The sequence below is a fragment of the Chryseobacterium oryctis genome, from assembly GCF_025971925.1.
In the GTDB taxonomy this organism is placed as follows: Bacteria; Bacteroidota; Bacteroidia; order Flavobacteriales; family Weeksellaceae; genus Chryseobacterium; species Chryseobacterium oryctis.
Window position 1 is genome coordinate 223,716 of record NZ_JAPDHV010000001.1, and the last position, 17,336, is coordinate 241,051.

15 protein-coding genes are annotated in these 17,336 nt (G+C 31.2%); all 15 read right to left on the minus strand.

The features are described 5' to 3' along the window. Position 1: 1 nt before the first annotated feature. Positions 2-1,165: a non-hydrolyzing UDP-N-acetylglucosamine 2-epimerase gene (wecB, locus tag OH806_RS01095; RefSeq protein ID WP_264741846.1), complete on the minus strand. Its 1,164-nt coding sequence runs from the start codon at positions 1,163-1,165 to the stop codon at positions 2-4. Between the two features lie 2 nt (positions 1,166-1,167). Continuing rightward, a complete protein-coding gene (locus tag OH806_RS01100) occupies positions 1,168-2,457 on the minus strand; it encodes an oligosaccharide flippase family protein (RefSeq protein ID WP_264741847.1) in 1,290 nt (429 codons plus the stop codon). A gap of 57 nt (positions 2,458-2,514) precedes the next feature. After that, complete coding sequence (locus OH806_RS01105) at positions 2,515-4,884, minus strand: GumC family protein (RefSeq protein WP_264741848.1); 2,370 nt, start codon at positions 4,882-4,884, stop codon at positions 2,515-2,517. 65 nt (positions 4,885-4,949) lie between these two features. Further along, a complete protein-coding gene (locus tag OH806_RS01110) occupies positions 4,950-6,251 on the minus strand; it encodes a nucleotide sugar dehydrogenase (protein ID WP_264741849.1) in 1,302 nt (433 codons plus the stop codon). 90 nt (positions 6,252-6,341) lie between these two features. Then, the gene (locus OH806_RS01115) at positions 6,342-7,160 is read right to left on the minus strand and encodes a polysaccharide biosynthesis/export family protein (protein WP_264741850.1); all 819 of its coding nucleotides are present in this window, start codon (positions 7,158-7,160) and stop codon (positions 6,342-6,344) included. A gap of 36 nt (positions 7,161-7,196) precedes the next feature. Continuing rightward, positions 7,197-9,125, minus strand: coding sequence for a polysaccharide biosynthesis protein (locus OH806_RS01120; protein WP_264741851.1), 1,929 nt, complete (start codon positions 9,123-9,125; stop codon positions 7,197-7,199). A 119-nt stretch (positions 9,126-9,244) separates the two neighbouring features. Next, on the minus strand, positions 9,245-10,375 hold the full coding sequence (locus OH806_RS01125) for a DegT/DnrJ/EryC1/StrS family aminotransferase (protein WP_264741852.1): 1,131 nt from the start codon (positions 10,373-10,375) through the stop codon (positions 9,245-9,247). A 32-nt stretch (positions 10,376-10,407) separates the two neighbouring features. After that, a complete protein-coding gene (locus tag OH806_RS01130) occupies positions 10,408-10,866 on the minus strand; it encodes a regulatory protein RecX (RefSeq protein WP_264741853.1) in 459 nt (152 codons plus the stop codon). Positions 10,867-10,925: 59 nt separating this feature from the next. After that, positions 10,926-12,191 (minus strand): serine hydroxymethyltransferase, encoded by a 1,266-nt coding sequence (gene glyA, locus OH806_RS01135; protein WP_264741854.1) that lies wholly within the window; start codon positions 12,189-12,191, stop codon positions 10,926-10,928. Positions 12,192-12,287: 96 nt separating this feature from the next. Continuing rightward, positions 12,288-12,704, minus strand: a complete 417-nt coding sequence (locus OH806_RS01140; RefSeq protein ID WP_264741855.1) for an arsenate reductase ArsC — start codon at positions 12,702-12,704, stop codon at positions 12,288-12,290. Between the two features lie 5 nt (positions 12,705-12,709). Beyond that, a complete protein-coding gene (locus OH806_RS01145) occupies positions 12,710-13,183 on the minus strand; it encodes a DUF6428 family protein (protein WP_264741856.1) in 474 nt (157 codons plus the stop codon). 58 nt (positions 13,184-13,241) lie between these two features. Further along, positions 13,242-13,568: an ArsR/SmtB family transcription factor gene (locus OH806_RS01150; protein ID WP_264742319.1), complete on the minus strand. Its 327-nt coding sequence runs from the start codon at positions 13,566-13,568 to the stop codon at positions 13,242-13,244. A gap of 99 nt (positions 13,569-13,667) precedes the next feature. Continuing rightward, positions 13,668-14,420, minus strand: a complete 753-nt coding sequence (gene bla / locus OH806_RS01155) for a subclass B1 metallo-beta-lactamase (protein ID WP_264741857.1) — start codon at positions 14,418-14,420, stop codon at positions 13,668-13,670. Between the two features lie 69 nt (positions 14,421-14,489). Then, the gene (locus OH806_RS01160; RefSeq protein WP_264741858.1) at positions 14,490-16,016 is read right to left on the minus strand and encodes a glycosyltransferase family 39 protein; all 1,527 of its coding nucleotides are present in this window, start codon (positions 16,014-16,016) and stop codon (positions 14,490-14,492) included. An 85-nt stretch (positions 16,017-16,101) separates the two neighbouring features. Beyond that, entirely contained in the window at positions 16,102-17,298 is a 1,197-nt protein-coding gene (locus OH806_RS01165; RefSeq protein ID WP_264741859.1) for an efflux RND transporter periplasmic adaptor subunit, read from the minus strand. Between the last annotated feature and the right edge of the window lie 38 nt (positions 17,299-17,336).

Consider the following 17,336-nt stretch of genomic DNA (forward strand, 5'->3'; position numbering starts at 1 on the left):
ATTACTCTTTTAGTTTTTTAATAAGAAATTCAAGTATTCTATCACTAGACATACCATCTCCATAAGGATTGTTTGCCTTTGACATAGAGTTGTAATGGTTCTCATTATCTAACAATAAAGAAACTCCCTCTATAATTTTGTTGTACTGTGTACCTACAAGCTGAACCGTTCCAGCTTCAACTGCTTCTGGACGTTCTGTATTATCTCGCATAACCAAAACTGGTTTTCCAAGTCCTGGAGCTTCTTCTTGTATTCCTCCGCTATCAGTTAATACCAAATAACTTTTTTTCATTAAAAAAATAAAAGGTAAATAATCCAATGGCTCAATAAAAAATATGTTATCTGGTTTCTCATCACCAAAAATATCATTTATAGGTTTCCTCACATTAGGATTTAAATGCATTGGATAAACAAAATCTACAGAAGGATATGAATTGGCTAATGTTTTAAGAGCTTTGCATATACTAAGAAAACCCTCCCCGAAATTCTCTCGTCGGTGCCCAGTTATCAAAACTAAACGCCTACCATTATTATTCAGACGTTGGTAATCATACCCAAAATCATTAAGTATTCCTCCTATTTTTTCCGATAATTGATTGCTGTTCTCTATTTTTTTAACCACCCATTGTAATGCATCTATAACTGTATTACCTGTTACAACAATACTGTCTTCTGACACTTTTTCATCTAATAAATTTTGATGACTCAATTTAGTTGGAGCAAAATGATATGTCGCAATACGTCCGGTTAGCTGACGGTTTATTTCCTCAGGCCATGGACTATAAATATTATGAGTTCTTAAACCTGCTTCAATATGTGCTACAGGTATTTTTTGATAGAATGCAGCCAATGCTACAGCCATAGAAGTTGTTGTATCTCCATGTACAAAAACTAAGTCAGGTTTTACCTCTCTAAGGATATCACGCATTTTGACTAATACTATTGAAGTAACATCGTACAAATCTTGTCCTTGTTTCATAATATTCAAATCAAAATCAGGAATTATTTCAAATAATCTCAAAACCTGATCCAGCATCTCTCTATGTTGACCTGTCACACAAACCGAAGTCTCAAAGATATCAGAATGTTGTTTAAATTTATTGACCAATGGAGCCATTTTTATCGCTTCAGGACGAGTACCAAATACTATAAGAACTTTTTTCATAATTAAATTGTAATTTTAAAGGTTATAAATCCTTGTAAAATTGAATGTAAGAGGTAGCTTAGTAAAAATGCATAACTTAATCCTAAAGCACCTAAATTTAGATATTCTATAAATATATAAGCTATTATAAGGAAACTCATTCCCCAAAATAGATTCACTCCAAAACCTAGCCACATTTTAGCTTTACTGGCTATTACTTGCCCTAATACACTATTAACCGTCTGTAGTATCGCCGCTAAAAGCAAAACTCTTAGAGGCAAATAACTTGTAAAATTACTTCCATATAATTTAAGTATAAAAGGCGCTAAAAGTATAATAAATAATGTTAAAATTATCACGACTCCACAATTCACTAAAAGATTTAATTTCAACAATTTCTTATACTGCGAACCTGAATCTTCCGATAAAGTATTAGAAAGCATAGGTAGAATAATAGAACCTATAGAATTTGGAATGAACAAAACCATCAAATACCATTGTTCTGAAACATCAAAAATAGCCATTTCTCCAAAGCCATTAGTTCTTACCAATAAAGCTTTGCCTAGCCAAATTACAGGCATTGCAACAAAAGTTGACAACATTGCTGGAAGTGAGAATTTTATAAAAATATTTTTTATCTCTGATGTAAAAATTTTAGTATTATATAAGGTAGGGCCAAAATGTTTTTTTATTGAGATTTGATTAAGAATAACAAAAACACCTGCAGAGATTCCCAAAGAAACGATCACTCCATCAGCTCCCCATACTAATGCTCCTAAAATTATAAATAAAAACTGGACAATGCCATAAACTAAATTATTAATACCAAGCCTTTTAAAATCCTCAAATCCTGTCAGAGTTCCGCTCTGTGCACTAGAAATCGTTGTAAAAAACAAAGCAATAATGCACAATCTTAATGAGAACGATAATTCTGTAGTTCCAAAGGACGTTTGAGAAATTATATTATTGAAAAGAAATACAATAGCCGATATAATCATTCCAAAAATTAACGCAACCTGGTTAGATGCCCTATGAATTTGGTAAGCTTTTTCTCTATTACTATTTCTATAATACGCAACATATCTTGCTGCAGTAAGCCCCATTCCCATACTAGAAAATACCATAAACATAGTAATGGTGGAACGCAGTACACCTATTTTACCATATTCCTCCTTACCTATAATTCTAGCGACAATTATAAAAGCAACTAACATTAGTATCTTTCCAGATACTGTCCCAATTAAAGACCATGAAGCACTTTTTACAAATCTCTGAATGTGGGGTAAACCTAGTAAACTTTTAATTTTATTCAATGTATTCTATATTGATTGGCAAGTGTTTGTTTATAGAGTTGTTAAAATATTAGAAAATTACATTCTAAATCTATCTTTTATTTTATCAAACCAGTTTTTCTCCTCAGCCGAATATCCATACCCATATTTATTACCATATCCAAAATAGTCTCTATCTACATCATTTAATACGAAGCCAACGTTTTTAATTTTACCACTCTCTATATTATTATTTGCAAAATCAATAAGAGCTTTTTCAGTATATTGAGAACGTGTAACATATAAAGTAGCATCCGCCATTTCAGCAAATAAGAATGTATCTGTTACTAACATTAATGGAGCTGTATCTAAAATTATGTAATCATATCTAGACTTCAGCTGTTCCAATAACGTTTCATAACGACCATTAGTTAACAATTCAGTAGGATTTGGAGGTATACTTCCTGAATATATTACATCTAAATATGGGTTGAAAGTAGACACATGAATAATATCTTCCAAAGAAGTTTGATTATCATACAAAAACTCTGTAAGCCCTGTTAAACCTTTTCTTGCAGGGTTATATCTTTGAAGCTGAGGATTTCTAATATCTGATCCAATAATAATCACTTTCTTGTTTGGTGTGGCCATTGTAAGTGCTAAATTAACAGATACAAAAGTTTTTCCCTCTCCTTTTACAGTAGACGTAACGAACACAACTTTTGCCTGCTTTTTGGGAAGCATAAAATTCATATTGGTAATCAATATTCTAAATGCTTCTGCCATTGGCGACAGATCATTAACCTGTATCAATTCTGATTGTCCCTTTACTAATCTTGGAATTTCTCCAATAACAGGTTTGTTTGATGACAATTTTTCAAGATCATGTTTTGTCTTGACTTTATTGTTTAATATTTCTTTAAAGTAAATAATTACAAATGGTAATAATAAACCACATATAAGAGCTCCCAATAGAGTCGTCATTTTTTTTGGAGCTATAGGCTTTGGCGAAGCATAGGCATAATCAACTATCCTTGCCTTATCTGCCGTTACAGCCAAGGAAATGGCTGTTTCTTCTCTTTTCTGTAATAACAATAAATACAAACTTTCCTTAATCTGCTGTTGTCTTTCTATATCTCTAAATAGCTTTTCTTGACTTGGCATTTTAAGAATTTTTGAAGCAACTTTATTTTGCTCTGCAAGATATTGATTCTTTGCAAACTGAAGCCCACTTCTAGTTTTATTAAGACTCTCAATAACAGAAGATCTCATTGCTGAAATTTGATTATTAAGATCTATAACCAATGGATTTTGAGGTGTTGCATTTTCTAATAACCTATTACGCTCAATAACTAATTGATTATAAGCAGAAATATTATTTGCTGCTTCAGGATTTTGAAGTCCAACATTTGTCGGAAGAACTTGACCATTCCCTTGTTTAGACATAAATCCTATCAACGCATTGGTAAGATCTAACTGTGAATCTACCTCTATTTGCTTTGCTCGAGCCTCTGCAGAACTCTCCAATCCAATTTTAGCTTCCGTTGCAAGATCGGTAATCTGATTTGAACTTTTAAATCGTTCTTTACGATTTTCAACCTCTCCCAAATCATTAGCAATTATATTAATTCTCTCATCTATAAAATCACGAGTGACCTCAGACTCTGAATTTTTATCTTTAATTGCATCATTATTATAAACTTTAACTAAATTATTGAGGATAGCTTTAGCTTTATCTATATTTTCATAATTTAATGACAAACCAATAACTGTAGCATCTTTATTAAGCAGACTAACATTTAACATTTTTTGCAACGCATTTACAGTTCCCTCCTTAGTAGAATATGTAAAAGAAAAATCCTTTAAATCCCCAGCTTTAACTTTATTAAAGTTAGGATTCTTTACAAAAATGATGTTTGCGTAAGGAAGACTTATTGTTTTACCGTATGTTGAGACAATTTCTTTAGAAAATTCTTCTGAAGTTAGTATAATAGAGTTTTGAGAAAAATTGATATGTATTGGTTCTTTTGGCAAGTCTACAAAAGGTTTTTCATTAACCACTTTAATATCAAAAGGAGCTGTATCAGCATATAACTCTTTTATCGTCAAACCTTGCTTTGCAAAAATAGAGACTTGTATGTTTAGAGTATTTACAACATCCTGAATAAGTTTTTTAGATTTGAAAATTTCAATTTCATTTTCAATACTATTCGTTCCCATTCCTCTAAGTCCAGACAGATCCTGAAGAGCTGCAAATTCTCCACCTGCTGAAGGACTACTTTTTACATCTTTAATAAGAACAGATGATTTTATATTGAAAACCGGAGTTATAAATTTCAAATATACAAAAGTTAAAGATAATGTAATAATAGGAATAATAATAAACCAAATCCAGTTCTTAAGATAAGGTTTAATAATTTCCTGAATGTTTATCTCTTTAATCGATTCGTCTGTTGTTGAATTATTCATTTAAAATAATATTATATATAATTTTAATAATTACAGTCAATGTAAAAGGAAGATGTCAATTAATTCTATAATCTAGCATCTACCATATTTCTGTCTAGGCATGATTTTGTATCAAATACAATTGTATTCTCATTTTTTAGACTCTCCAAATTCATTGTAAGGAATTCTCTATGAGATACAGCAATAATAATTGAATCATATTTAGTATTACTATTCAATTCCTCAAGCAAGTTAATTCCATACTCTTCTTTCACTTCCTGATTATTTGCCCATGGATCATAAACATCTATATTAATACCATAATCAAGCAGTTCTTTATAAATATCAAAAACCTTTGTATTTCTAATATCAGGACAGTTTTCTTTAAAAGTTACTCCCAAAATTAAAGATTTAGAGTTTTTGATAACCCCTCCTTTCGAAATTAATAATTTGACAACCTTAGAAGCAATAAATTTAGCAATTGAGTCATTAACTCTTCGTCCTGATAAAATTACATCAGGATGATATCCTAATTGTTCTGCTTTATGTGCAAGATAATAAGGGTCAACAGATATACAATGTCCTCCTACTAATCCTGGTTTGTATTTTAAGAAATTGTATTTTGTGCCAGCTGCTTCCAATACATCAGTTGTATCAATTCCTATTCTATCAAATATTAATGCCAGCTCATTTACAAATGAAATATTAACATCTCTTTGTGCATTTTCTATCGCTTTAGAAGCTTCTGCAACTTTAATACTTGGTGCAAGGTGAGTCCCTGCTGTAATTATTTTTTTATATAAACCATCAATCTCAATAGCTACTTCAGGAGTAGAACCTGAAGTTACTTTCATGACAGACGTTAAAGTATTAATTTTATCACCTGGGTTTATTCTTTCAGGAGAATAACCTACAAAAAAATCCTCATTAAAGTTTAATCCTGAATATTTTTCTAATACAGGAACACATTCTTCTTCTGTACAACCAGGAAAAACAGTAGACTCATATATAATAATATCTCCTTTTTTAATAATCTCTCCCAACATTTTTGAAGCTGATAGTAAAGGCTTTAAATCTGGAGCATTAAACTGGTCAATTGGCGTAGGTACAGTGACAATAAAAACATTACAATTAGATATTTCATCTAAATTAGAAGTTGCCTTATATCCTATTTCACCATTAGTTTTATCATATTTTTCTAATGAAACTTTGAGCTTTTTTAAATCTGCTTCGCGAGTAATATCATCCCCATTATTTAGTTCGTCAATTCTATTCGTATTAATATCAAACCCCAACACAGGATAATGAGATGCAAATTCTAATGACAAAGGTAACCCCACATAACCTTGCCCAATAATTGCTATCTTATATTGTTTATTTTTAATCATTTTTGTATTTTATATATACATTTAAGTAAAATATCAAAACTTAAAATGCTATTACTATTTTTGATTTATTAAATTAACAGGAAATCAAGATTATTTTTTTATCAAACTCACTACTACGGCTGCTGCCGTAATTGCAATAGAGGCTGCTGTTAAATAAAGTCCTGTATTTGGATTCTGTTTCGCTTGTATATCTTTCGTATTATTTGCTGCAACTATAATTGCATCACCTTGTTTTAGATTATAATAAGGTGAATTAATAAGATTTGCATCTTGTAAATTCACTTTACCATGAGTAACTTGACCGTTTTCTGTTCTAATAACTAATACCTCATCTCTTTTCCCATACATCGTTAAATCCCCAGCCATTCCCAAAGCATTTAAAATTGTCCCTTGGCCATTGGAGATAGTGTAATCACCTTGTCTATTAACTTCTCCTAAAATTGTTACTTTAAAATTTGCTAATCTAATGTTTATTGTTGGATTGATTACATATCTTTCCATCTTTTCTTTTAGATCTTGTTTTAAATCAACTAAGGTTTTTCCTATTGTATTTATGGAACCTAAAATTGGAAAATCAATATTACCATTAGCATCAACTATATACGTAGGACCTGATAAAGTTGTCATACCTTGGTTAGGCATATTACCTCCAGCGGTAACATTTCCTTGAATCATTTCCGATGAAGAATAGTTTTGATTGAATGGTTTAACAACATCCATATCTTTTGCCGTAATAAGAATAACTAACTGATCTCCTGACTGTATTGTAGAATTAGAATTTTTCGCAGACGATTCTATTGCAATATTTTCTATATTCTGCATATAATTCAAATCATTTTTAGCATTTTGATTGACTTTACAAGAAACTAATGTCAATACACAAAATATAGTTAAAATTTTACCTTTCATAAATTTAAAATTGTACAAATATACGTTTATATTTTACTACTTATCTAGTACCTCATAGATTGAGTTATTACTTTTAAACTCTGGAACAATCGTTTTTAAAATCTTTACAACCTCTACTTTATCTCTTCTTATAGAAGCTTTAGTAACCAAGTTAACTAAAGAATTTATTTCTTCAAATCCGACAGTAGGATCTTTAGATACCATGATCTTTTCATTATGAGTAGGAAGTGTTTTAGCATTATCACTTAACAACTCTTCATATAACTTTTCTCCAGGTCTTAAACCAGTATAAACTATCTTAATATCAATATTAGGTTCAAAACCAGATAGTTTTATCATTCTTTTTGCTAAGTCTAATATTTTTACCGGCTCTCCCATATCAAAAACAAAAATTTCACCACCTTTACCCATTGTTCCTGCTTGTAATACTAGCTCACAAGCTTCAGGAATTGTCATAAAATATCTTACAATATCAGGATGAGTAATCGTTACCGGACCTCCTGCCTCTATTTGCCTCTTAAAGTGTGGAATAACAGAACCATTTGATCCTAAAACATTTCCAAATCTTGTCGTTATAAACTTAGTTGTATTTCCTTCAACATTTTGCAATGATTGCACAAACAATTCAGCAGCTCTTTTAGACGCTCCCATAACGTTGGTAGGATTTACAGCCTTGTCTGTAGAAACCATTACAAATCTGTTTACTTTATACTGGCTTGATAAAGTTGCAATATTTTTTGAACCTAAAATATTTACTAAAATTGCTTCATGAGGATTTTCTTCAACTAAAGGCACATGCTTATAAGCTGCAGCATGATAAACCATTGAAAAGTCGTAAGTTTGAAATAAAGGCTCAATTCTATGCCTATTAGAAACATCTGCAAGTACAAATTTGAACCTGATATGTGGAAACTTTTCTTTCATTTCCAGCTCTATATCATATAACGGAGTTTCAGCCTGATCCAATACAACAATCAGAGATGGATTAAACTGGGCAACCTGTCTCACAATTTCACTTCCAATAGAACCTGCACCACCAGTCACCAAAACATTTCTATTAAAATGACGACTTTTCACCTCTTCATTTTCTATTTTGATTGGCTTCCTATTCAATAAATCTTCAATCTGAAGATTTCGGATAGAACCTCCTAAATCGCTATCTCTCAACTTTTGTACAGAAGGAGCTTTGAAAATATGCAAATCTTTTTCTAAAAATAAATTCACCCATGAGTTCATCTCATCTTTAGACATCATTTCTTTTACAATCAAAACCCCATCAATAATAAGTTCTTCTTTAGTATTTCTTTCAATTTTTTCTTTTTCAAAAATTGGTTTCCCAAGTAAAGATGCTCTTTTAGAATCTGTTCTTTGAGTAAGGAAACCTACAACCTGATACGGCAAACTTGGATTATCTAAAATGGCTCTGGCAATAGCAATTGACTGTTCATCAATTCCTAAAACCAAAATTCTTTTTTTCAAAGCACTTCTTCTGTACTCCCTCACAATATGAAAAAACTCCTTAACATATAATCTGAAAAGAAATAAACCCATAAAAGAAATGATAAAATACAGAACGAGATATGGTGTAAGAATAAACTTCTCTCCACCAATCCAAAAATAAAGAATATTGGCAGTTCCTATAATAAACAATGTACAGAAACACGCCATCAAAAGCTTAAACAAATCTATAAAAGTAGAGTGCCTTATAATTCCTGCAAATGTTTTGAAAATATACATAAATAATACATTTATCAAAATAATACATGTAAAAACAAAGTTTTTATTATGATGATAAATAAACTCTCTCTGTGTAATTTTCTCTATAATATACGTTGAAAGAAATAAAGATACTACCAAGATAATAATATCTATTACCAATATTATCCATCTAGGAAGATATCTTACGTCTGATAAGTTGACAACATTATCTCCTGCAAATATTTTTTTTCTCAGAGAATTATACATTGTCTTTATTTGTATTCATATTAATTAAGTTGTAAAATACACCATCCTCTAATGGCAGTAGCCCTATTTTTGCAAAATTAAAATAAAATTTCATCTATGCTTTATATTTAAAAAATAATTTAATTTTTAAACTTAGTCAAAATCTCAACAATTTTGCCCTTACAATCGTTAGTTAAGCTACTACCCGAAGGCAGGCACAAACCTTTGTCAAAAATTGTACCAGAGTAATTATTTCCAAAAAACTTATATTCTTTATATAACGACTGTAAATGCATTGGCATCCATAAATATCTGGTTTCTATATTACTTCCAGAAAATTCATACTTGAGTTCTTCTTTTGTAAAAACGTTTTCGTTTAGGAGAATAGTATTTAACCAATAATTAGAATAAAAATCTTCACTGGGTTCGGAAAAAAGTTCAATATTTTCAAATTCATTGATTAATTCTTGATAAAAATCATGATTTTCCCTCCGTTGTTTGATTCTGTTTTCTAAAACTTCCATCTGACCTCTACCAATTCCCGCAGAAATATTACTCATTCTATAATTATAGCCAACCTCAGAATGACTATAAAAATCTTCATCTTCTTTAGCTTGGGTAGCCAAATAAACAGCTCTATCTTTATCAGACTTATGTCTGGAAATTAAAATTCCGCCTCCGGAAGTTGTAATTATTTTATTCCCATTAAAACTTATAATTGATAGATCCCCAAACGTTCCACATGCTTTACCTTTATATTTACTTCCTAAAGCTTCAGCACTATCTTCAACAATAGGGATTTCATATTTACGAGATATTTCAAGAACTTCATCTACCATAAAAGGCATTCCGTATAAAGAAACAGCTATAATAGCTTTAGGTTTTTTGCCTTGAGACAAGCAATACTTTATGGCATCTTCCAGAGCATTTGGACACAAATTCCATGTAGAACTTTCACTATCTACAAAAACAGGAACTGCCTTTAAATATAAAATAGGATTTGCAGAAGCAACAAATGTAAAAGACTGACAAATAACAAAGTCTCCTTCTTCTACATTTAATAATCTTAAAGCCAAATGAATTGCGGCTGTACCTGAAGACAGAGCCGTAACAAATGAATTCTCACCTAAGCAATTCTCAAGGCTTTTTTCAAACTCATCTATATTAGAGCCATATTGGGAAATCCAATTGGTATCAAACGCATTTTGTATATATTTCAACTCGCTTCCTCCCATGTGCGGAGGTGAAAGCCAAATTTTTTGTCCTTCCAATCTTTGTGTGTTTATTTTTTCATCATTTATAATTACTCAAAAATATCATTTATTTTTTCATATTCAAAACCTTTACTTATTAAATATCTCATAGTTTTAGATTTTTTCTGATATTCTTTCAAGCCTTTTTGTTTAGAAAAGTAATCTTCATAGATTTTTTTGATTGTTTTTGTATAATCATTCTCATCTATTTCATCAAAACAAGAATTTATAAGCTTTTCGGGAACTTGTTTCTGCTTCAAATTCATCTTGATTTTATTTCTCCCCCAATGTTTTATGTAGAATTTACCTCTTATATAGCTTCTGGTAAATCTTTCTTCGTTTAAATAATTTTCTTTTAAAAGATAAAGCATAATTTCTTCTTTTGCTTCATCTATCAAAAGAAATTCTCTCATTTTCTGCTCAACTTCATAATGACAACGATCCTGATAAACACAATAGTTGACCAGTTTTTGTTTTATTTCATTAAAAGTGAGAGATTTATATTCCATATTTATAAAAAAAGAATGAGCAAAATACGCCCATTCTTTATATCTTGATGTCGGATATGTTAATAATTAAATAATGCTTTTCCTTCCATTAATTCATTTACTTTCTTTCTTACAGAAGCAATTACTTCTTCATTTTTGATGTTATCAACAACTTCAGAAATCAATCCTGCAATTGTATCCATATCATTTTCTTTCAAACCTCTTGTCGTGATAGCAGCGGTACCTAATCTGATACCTGAAGTCGTAAATGGCGACTTATCATCAAACGGAACCATATTTTTATTACATGTAATATCTGCAAGAACTAAAGCTTTTTCAGTTTCTTTACCGTTTACATTTTTATTTCTAAGATCTACAAGCATCAAGTGATTGTCTGTTCCGCCGCTTACGATATCAAATCCTCTATCAATCATTGCTTTTGACAATGCCTGAGCATTTGCTTTTACCTGTTTAGCATACGTTTCAAATTTTCCATCCAAAGCCTCACCAAAAGCTATTGCTTTACCTGCGATTACATGTTCTAACGGACCTCCCTGAATTCCCGGGAAAACAGCTCCGTCAAGAACTTGACTCATCATTTTAGTTTCGCCTTTCGGAGTTTTGTGACCGTAAGTATTTTCGAAATCTTTACCCATCATAATCATACCTCCTCTTGGACCTCTAAGCGTCTTATGAGTTGTCGTTGTTACAACATGACAATGCTCAAAAGGTGAATTTAACAATCCTTTCGCAACAAGACCTGCAGGGTGAGCGATATCTGCCCAAAGAGTAGCCCCAATTTCATCAGCAACCTCTCTGAATTTAGCATAATCTAAATCTCTTGAATACGCCGAGAAACCAGCGATAAGCATTTTTGGTCTTTCTCTTAAAGCAACTTCTCTCATTTGGTCATAATCAATAAGACCTGTTTCTTTCTGAACTCCGTAAGAAACTACATTATACTGAATTCCTGAAAAATTCACCGCCGAACCATGAGTAAGGTGACCTCCCATTGAAAGATCCATCCCCATGATTTTATCTCCCGGTTTCAAAACGGCAAGATAAATTGCCGCATTTGCCTGAGAACCAGAATGTGGCTGAACATTTACATAATCAACTCCGAAAAGTTCTTTAGCTCTGTTAATCGCTAAAGTTTCAACCTCATCTACTACTTCACAACCTCCGTAATATCTTTTTCCGGGATATCCTTCAGCATACTTGTTTGTCAATACACTTCCCATAGCTTTCATTACGTTTTCAGAAACGAAATTTTCTGACGCAATAAGTTCTAATCCGTGAAGTTGTCTTTGCTTTTCTTTTTCAATCAGGTCGAAAATAATGTCCATTTTACTTTTAGTTTTTGAAATTTTTCACCCCAAATGTACGGAATTTACTTTGAGATTACAGTATCACTAAATATGTTTTTCTACAAGATTATCTGATCATAAATTTTCATTAATAAATTCTCGACAATAAGCTCTAATCTCATCACGAATTTTCCTAAACTCCTTAACGATTTCTTCTTCCGCACCAACGTATTTGGACGGATCTTTAAAGCTATGATGAACAATACCCGCCGAATTAGGGAAATACGGACAGTTTTCTTTTGCATTATCACAAACCGTTATTACAAAATCAAATTTAAAGTTTTCATACTCATTAATAGTATTGGAAGTATGGTTTGAAATATCAATTCCATCTTCTTTCATTGTTTCAATAGCTTTGGAATTCAGTCCATGAGTTTCAATTCCGGCACTGTAGATTTCAGCTTTTTTATGAGCAAAATATCGTAAATAGCCTTCCGCAATCTGACTTCTACAACTATTCCCCGTACAAAGAACCAATATTTTCTTTTTCATAATTTCTAACAACAACCAGAGCCTGGAGTACAGCAAGAGTCTGATTGACTTTTTAATTCATTAAGATTTAATTTCTGTTTTTGGGAAGGAATTCCACAAGCATCCTGAGCAAGACATGCCGTTAATTTATTTTTCAACAGAAAATATTTTCCATTAAATTCCAAATCATATTTTCCAATGGTTGCATCCTGGTATTCAACTTCAATTTCAAAATCTCCAATACCTAATTTCTCCTCTGAAAGATTAATAATATGAAGAAGTTTATTGGGCTTTAAACGATGCTCAAAATCATCTGCATTCCAAAGTTGGAAATTGACTTTTTCTTCTTTTCTGATTACTCCTCCGCAATCAATAAAATTTTTAGTTATCATACCTATTTCAGTTACATGAAAATGCTCAGGAACGAACGCTCCGTTTTCTAACTGAAATTCTACATTATCTAATGTTGGAAGAATTTTTTTAACTTCTGATAGTTTCATAGTATTTATTTTAAATGATGATTATCGCAATATTACGATAGTGAATAATAAAAATTTTTTAACAGCAATTTTGTTTCTTTATCGTAGAAAGAATGTTAGAAAAATATGTATTAACAGCATCAAATCCTTTTTCATCTATACAATAACATATTGAATTACCTTCAATATTTCCTTTTATAAGCCCTGCATTTTTCAGTTCTTTCAAATGCTGTGAAATAGTAGCTTGTGCCAAAGGCAACTCACTTACAATATCTCCACAAATACATTCATTCACTTTTAGCAAATATTCTATAATAGCAATTCTTGCCGGATGTCCTAAAGCTTTAGCAATTTTTGCTATTGTATTTTGCTTTTCAGTAAAGAAATCATTTTTTGTAGTTCCCATAATTAAAAACATTATCGCAATATTACGATAATGTTTTTCTTCTGACAAATCTTTTTTTTAAAGTTGATATTCAGTTAAAATATCTACTCAGAAATTATTTTAATTTTTAAACAATTTGATAGTATAGTCTAATAGTTCTGTACCGCCTGTTTTACCATGTCCGGGAATAATAATTCTTGTATCTGGATACTGTTTTTTTAATTTTTCTATTGTTGAAGACCAAGACTGAACATTTGCGTCAGCAAGATTACCTTTTGAAGCATTTACTTCTTTAACCAAACATCCCCCAAACATTGCATTTTCTTTAGGGAAATACCCAATAACATTATCTCTTGTATGCCCTTCTCCAAAAAACTTAGCGTAAACCTTTTGGCTTCCTACATTCAGCTCTAATTCCCCATCAAAACCATTATCAGGAACATTAAAACCACTCTTTTTTGTAAGTTCAATCGTTTTATTATTTGAGTATGACGGAATATTATTTTTATTAAACTCTTTCAGTCCTCCTACACAATCTTCATGAAAATGGGTAGCAACTACTGCGTTTATTTTAGAATGTAAATCATTTTTTATCCAAGAAATCAATTCTGCCGAACTTTTATCGTCTATTGTTGTATCAAAAACTACAGCTTCATTTCCATCTTTCACAATCATCCCGTTACAATCTACTTTCCCGAATGTTTCTGAATCGAGATAAGAAATATGTTGATATACATTATCTGACAACTGAACAATTATCAAGTTATCAGATTTATAAACAACTTTATTTTTCTCAACTGCGGATTTTTGAGAGTTACAGCTTAAAACAATAATGGTTAAAAGTAAAAGTAAGGTTTGAGATATTCGTTTCATTGATTTTTTATTTAAGCTAAAATATAGAATTCTCAATGCTCAACAAGAAGTGAAATAGTTAATTAAGTGTTAATATTCATTTTTAACTTCATCAATTTCCTTCCGAATCCTTTTTCCAATATCGATTTTTGCATATTCAAAAACGAAAATTAAAGTTCCTTTTTCTCGTGCAAACTGATTAGTAATGGAATCAGCAATTCTAGATTTTTCGAAAAAAGAACCCATCTCTCTCAATTCTTCTTTTTCTTCATCAGCTTCTTTAATTCGAATTAAGTTTGAATACTTTTCATTGAAATCAAACCAATTAATATAATCAGCATTAAAGGAAACAGCTTTTATTCCTTGTTTTGAATAATAATTGATTGCTCCAGCCTGTCCGTAATTATCACAAAGAACCAAAGTTTTCCCAGATTTTGAAAGACCTGAATATTCTTTATCTACTTTCTGAGCCAGTTCTTTCCAGCCTTGCATATCTGCAAAATCCTGTGGTAAAGAATGGTCTTTCCCATCTTCCCAACGAAGTAAACCCAATTTTTTATAATTCTCAGGATGAGTCAAAATATATTGTGGACTTTTATTTGGAAAAGCCAAATTATATAAAGGTAAAAACAGTAAAACCGGAATTAAAATACCAATCGGTTTCAACACGTATTTAGCCCGATTTTTTTCAAAAATATGAGCAAGAAATACTGAACCGAAAGCAATATACGCCGGATACAACCCAATAGCATAATAATCCTTTGCCTTAAAAAATAAAAATAAAGCAATCGTAAAAACATAAGCCCAAAACAGAAATCTGAATTTTTTGAAAGGTTTATAGAAAAGTAAAGCATAAAACCCTGCAACAATCACAAAAATAACTCCAAAGAAAAATAAAATCTGAGATTTTATGAAATCAAAACGCTCCACGTTTACCAATTGGCTTTCTGAAAGTTCCTTCATATGACGAACTACAGGAAAATTATTATTATACTGCCACAAAATATTGGGAAAAATGATAATTAAAGCCAATAATCCAGCAAAATATAAGTTTTTTTGAAAAAAAATCTCTCGCTGTTTTGTAATCAACAATGCTGGAATCAATCCTAACACAGAAAATGCTATATTATACTTATTCAAAAATCCTACGCCAAATATTATCGCTGCAACGTAAAGCCACATTCCTTTTTCTGAGTTGAAATATTTAATTAAAACATAAAACAGCATCGTCCAAAGCAAAACTTCTAAAGATGTAGGCTGAAACAACACATTCAGACGAAGAAGCACAGAAAGCAAAACTCCTGTTGCAGCCAAAACCTGAGCATACAAACCTCCTTTTAGCTCTTTAATAATTTTCCAGACAGTTACCATCGTTAAAGCTCCAAATAAAGCAGGGAAAAACTTCACCAAAAATGCAGAACCTCCCAACTTAATGATAAGCCATGCAAACCATGAATTCGCAGGAGGAACAGACAAATAGCCCCATGCTAAATGATTTCCTTGATCTATATGTAAATATTCATCACGATGCAACTCATATTCCGGATTGATTAATGAATATTGCAGAATTAATTTTGCGAGAACAAAGAGTATTAATATAAAAGTACTTTTTTTCATTAAGGTTATTCGTTTTAGAATTTAAAAATAAAAAATCCTGAGTTTTTCTCAGGATTTTAAATAAAAATTAAATTTTTATTTTTTACTACTTTTTAGCTTTTTCTTTAAGCTCTTCTTTATCTTTATCTGAAGGATTCCAAACTTTCACTTCAGAATCTTTTGTCAATCCTGAAAGAATCTGAACATTGATACCATCACTAGCACCTAATTTCACGAATACTTTTTTGAATTTCCCGTCTTTCTGCTTTACCTCAACAAAAGGAACATCTTTTCCTTTATTTTTTTCATATTGAACAAGAGATTCATCTAACAATAAAGCATTTTTCTGAGAACTTAAAACAATCTCTCCGTTGGCAGAAAATCCTGCTCTGATGTACTCATTATTTGGATTGCTAACATCCCCTTCAACCGGAAATTTTATTGTTCCGTTATTATCTTTTCCTTTTGGAGCAATCATAGTAAGTTTCCCTGGAAAGGTTTTGTTTTGAAGAGCACCGATAACGATGTTCATATCCATTCCCTGCTTCAACTTTCCAGCCTGAGCTTCATCAATTTCACCTTGAAAAATCAAAGAATTAAGGTCTGCAATTGAACAAATTGTAGTTCCTGCATTGAAAGAGTTCGCTTCAATAACCTGACTACCCACCTTCACTGGAACTTCCAAAACCGTTCCAGATGCCTTTGAACGAATCTGAGTCGTTGCCAAACCTTGTAATTCCGGAGTAGCTCCTGTTTTAGCAATTTGTAACGCTTTTTGAGCAGTTGCAAATTGTTGGTTCGCATTTTTCAAAGCTTGTTGCTGAGAATATAGCTGCTGTTGAGAATTCAGATATTCCTGTTTAGATATTACACCTTGTTTGAAAAGTTTTTCCTGCATTGCAAATTGCTTTTGCATATTATCAACATTCATTTTAGCATTATTAATCTGAAGCTGAGCATTTTGAACATTTTGTTGAGCATTATTAACCTCAGCAATATTCGGAACAATCTTCACTGTTGCAATTAACTGACCTGCAGTTACTTTATCGCCTTCATCAACTAAAATTTTATCGATAATACCCGCAATATTAGGTTTAATTTCAATTTCTTCTTTAGGAACAATTTTCCCTGTTGCCATCACCTTATCATCCATATTCTGAATAACCGGTTTTCTGGTAAGGAAAGCTTCATCTTTTTTAGAATTAGACTTAATCAGATATCCAATTCCTGAGAATAATGCCACTACAAATAAAAGCCCTAGCAAAATATAAATGGCTTTTTTCCAAGTGAATTTCTTTTTCATATGTATAGTTTATTTTTTTTAAGTAGTTAAATTTTTAA